The following is a 3365-nucleotide window of genomic DNA, read 5'->3' as shown; positions in this document are numbered from 1 at the left end:
GCGCCAGCGGGCGCCCGCGGCTGTCTCTCCCGGCCGCCTGCAGCCCGCACTCAACCTTAACTTCCCCGCTTGGCGAGTTAGCGCCCTCCAGGCCGCCCGCGCCTGGTTCCTGCCCATGCGGGTGCGCCGCTGGCCCTTCCCGTCGCTGACCGTGTAGTTGCCGGAGTTCGAGCCCGAGGAGTGATCCATGACCACCGCGGTCGACGACGCCGCCGCGCGGATGTCCGCCTTCATCCGCGACCCCTACCCCACGCTCGCCCGGATCCGCGAGGCCGGCGCGGTCTCCGTCGTGGAGTTCGGCGAGGGCCTGCCGGTCTACCTGGTGACGCGCTACCAGGACGTCCGGGCCGCGCTGATGGACCCGCGCTTCGGGCAGGACGTCCGCCGCAGCCAGGCCATCGCGAGCGGGCGGGGCTCCGGCCTGACGCTCGGTTCGGAGGTGGTCCACATGCTCAACAGCGACCCGCCGGACCACACCCGGCTGCGACGGCTGATCCAGGGCGTCTTCACCCGCCGGCGGGTCGACCTGATGCGGCCGCTGGTCGAGCGCATCGCCGACGGCCTGCTGGACGGGCTGCGCGGGCGGGAGACCGCCGACCTGGTGACGGACTTCGCCTTCCCGCTGCCGATCATGATCATCTGTGAGCTGCTGGGCTTCCCCCCGGAGGACATGCAGGCCTTCCGCACCTGGTCGACGGCGATCCTCACCCAGGGTGGCGACATGACCTTCGACCAGGCCACCGCCGAACTGAACGACTACCTGCGCGAGTTGATGACGGCCCGGCGGGCGTCGCCGAGCGCGGACATCCTGACCGACCTGGTGCAGGCCTGTGACGCCGGTGAACTCACCGAGCGGGAGGTGTTCTCGATGGTCTTCCTGCTGCTGATCGGCGGCCACGAGACCACCGTCAACCTGCTCGGCACCGCCACCCTGGCGCTGCTCCACCACCCCGACCAGCTCGCCTGGTTGCGCGCCAACCCGGCGGCGATGCCGGTCGCGATCGACGAGTTCCTGCGCTACGAGTCTCCGGTGAGCATGGCCACGCTGCGGTTCACGAACGCCGACGTGATGGTCGACGACGTGGAGATCCCGGCGGACGAACTGGTGCTGCTCTCGCTCGGCGCGGCCAACCGGGACCCGGCCCGCTTCACCGATCCCGACCGGCTGATCCTGGACCGGGGCGATCCGGGCCACCTGGCCTTCGGGCAGGGCCTGCACCGGTGCCTCGGCTCCTTCCTCGGCAAGCTGGAGAGCGAGGTCGCGCTGACCGGCCTGCTGGAGCGCTTCGGGCGGATCGAGCTGGCCGCCGCGGAGGAGACCCTGCCCTGGCGCAACACGATCATGCTGCGCGGCCTGGAGTCGCTGCCGGTCTCGCTCGATGGCTAGCGGCGCGGGAGCAAGCGACACGGGGACGGACAGCGCGGGGACGGGCAGCACAGGAGCAGGCGGCGCAGGAGCGCGCGGCGCCGCGGGGCTGTTGCGGTTCCGCCCCCGGATCAGCGTCGCGCCCCTGCGCGCGCGGGGCTTCCGGCTGCTGGTGATCGGGCAGGGCACCTCGGAGTTCGGCAACGCGTTCCAGGTGGTCGCCCTGCCGCTGCTGGTCTACTCCCTCGCCGGAGGCGCCCGCCAGCTGAGCCTGGTGGTCGCCGCCTACGGCGCGGGACGGCTGGCCGCCACCCCGCTCGGCGGGATGCTCGCCGACCGGTTCGGCGCCCGGCGGGTGATGCTGGCGGCCGACCTCGGCCGGCTGCTCGCCACCGCCGGGCTGTGCGCGATCGCCGCCGGCGGGGCGGCGAACTTCTGGCTGATCGGCGGGCTCGCGCTGCTGGTCGGCGTCGGAGCAGGGGTGTTCCTGCCGGCCGCCTGGGCGATCACCCCGACCCTGCTGCCCGCCGAGGACCTGCACGCGGGCAATGCACTGAACAGTACGGTCACCTTCGGCGCCGGTCTGCTCGGTCCGGCGCTGGCCGGCCCGCTGGTCGCCTGGCTGAACCCGGCCGCCGCCCTGGGCCTGGATGCGGCGACCTTCGCCGTGTCGGCGGCGACGCTGCTGCTGATCGGTCGCGGCAGCCTCGTCGCAGCACCCAGCCCGATCTCCGAACGTGCCTCCGTGCCGAAGAACTTCCGGCGCCTGCTGCGGGAATCGCCGTTGCTGCGCGCGGTGCTGACGGTGACGGTGATCGCGAACCTGACGGTGGGCGGCGCCACCCGCGTCGCCCTGCCGACCCTGGCCACCCACGGCTTCGACGCCGGTGCCGTCGGGCTGGGCCTGCTGCTGGCCGCGTTCACCGGCGGTGCGCTGGTCGGCGGCCTGTTCGCGGCCGGCCTCACCGAGGTCCGCTCGCGGGGCCGCACGGCGATGCTCTCCGGACTGGTGATGGGTGTGGCGATCGGCCTGGTGCCGTTCGTCGGCCTCGTCGGCGCCGTGCTGCTGCTCTGCGTGGCCGGCGGCGCCAGCACGGTGACCAACGTCCTGGTCGTCACCGGCGTGCAGAAGAGCACCCCGCCCGCCTTGCTGGCCCGGGTCATGGCGGCCGTCACCTTCTGCGCGCTGGGAGTCTTCCCGATCTCGGTGATCGCGGCCGGCGCGGCGGTGGACGCGTTCGGGAGTCAAGGGGTGTTCGCGACGACCGGGCTCTGCCTGACGGGCGCGTTCGGGTACGCGCTGACCAGGCGTGAGATCCGCGAGCTGTGAGCGCCCAGCCGACCGCCGAGCCCGCTCCCGCCACCGGCGGGCGGGGCGGGAGGCGGGAGGCGGGCGGCGGGCGGCGAGGCGGGTCCGGGCGGCAGCCCCGTCAGCGCAGGGTCGCGGTGACGACCGTCGCGTCCAGGTCCTCGCACCAGGCGTCGGCGGCGTCGAGACCGGCCGCGCGGGCGACGGCCAGGGCCGTCGGGGTCTGCCGTTCGCTGGTCTCGAACAGCAGCGACCCGCCCGGGGCCAGCCAGTGCGGCGCCTCGACGGCCACCCGGCGCAGCACGTCCAGACCGTCGGCGCCGCCGTCCAGCGCCGGCCGGGCCTCGTGCAGCCGGGCCTCCGGCGGCAGCAGCGCGATGTCGGCGCTGGGGACGTACGGGACGTTGGCGAGCAGGACGTCGATCCGGCCGCGCAGGGCGGCGGGCAGCGCGACGAACAGGTCGCCCTCGAAGACCGGGGCCCCGGGCCCGGTGAGGTTGCGGCGGGCACAGCGGACGGCGACCGGGTCGACGTCGGCCGCGTAGAGCTCGACCGGGTGCGCGGCGGCGGCCGCCACGGCGGCGCCGAGGGCGCCGCTGCCGCAGCAGAGGTCGACGACCACGGCGCCCGGGCCGGTGAGCTCGGTGGCCGTGGCGGCCAGGAACTCGCTGCGGCGGCGCGGGACGACCA

At 74.7% G+C, this 3365-nt stretch carries 3 protein-coding genes; 2 read left to right on the top strand and 1 reads right to left on the bottom strand.

Annotated features, from left to right (window positions below):
• Positions 1 to 187 precede the first annotated feature (187 nt).
• Entirely contained in the window at positions 188 to 1387 is a 1200-nt protein-coding gene (locus tag ACFV61_RS35230) for a cytochrome P450 (protein WP_380496192.1), read from the top strand.
• A gap of 91 nt (positions 1388 to 1478) precedes the next feature.
• Positions 1479 to 2696, top strand: a complete 1218-nt coding sequence (locus tag ACFV61_RS35225; protein ID WP_363378646.1) for an MFS transporter — start codon at positions 1479 to 1481, stop codon at positions 2694 to 2696.
• A gap of 100 nt (positions 2697 to 2796) precedes the next feature.
• On the opposite strand, the gene ACFV61_RS35220 is transcribed toward ACFV61_RS35225, so the two are convergent.
• Positions 2797 to 3365: putative protein N(5)-glutamine methyltransferase (locus tag ACFV61_RS35220; RefSeq protein WP_380496190.1), on the bottom strand; the 569-nt coding region annotated here is incomplete at its 5' end.

This window comes from Kitasatospora sp. NPDC059817 (assembly GCF_042731835.1).
Classification (GTDB): Bacteria; Actinomycetota; Actinomycetes; order Streptomycetales; family Streptomycetaceae; genus Kitasatospora.
This window is presented reverse-complemented; position numbering and strand designations above follow the sequence as displayed.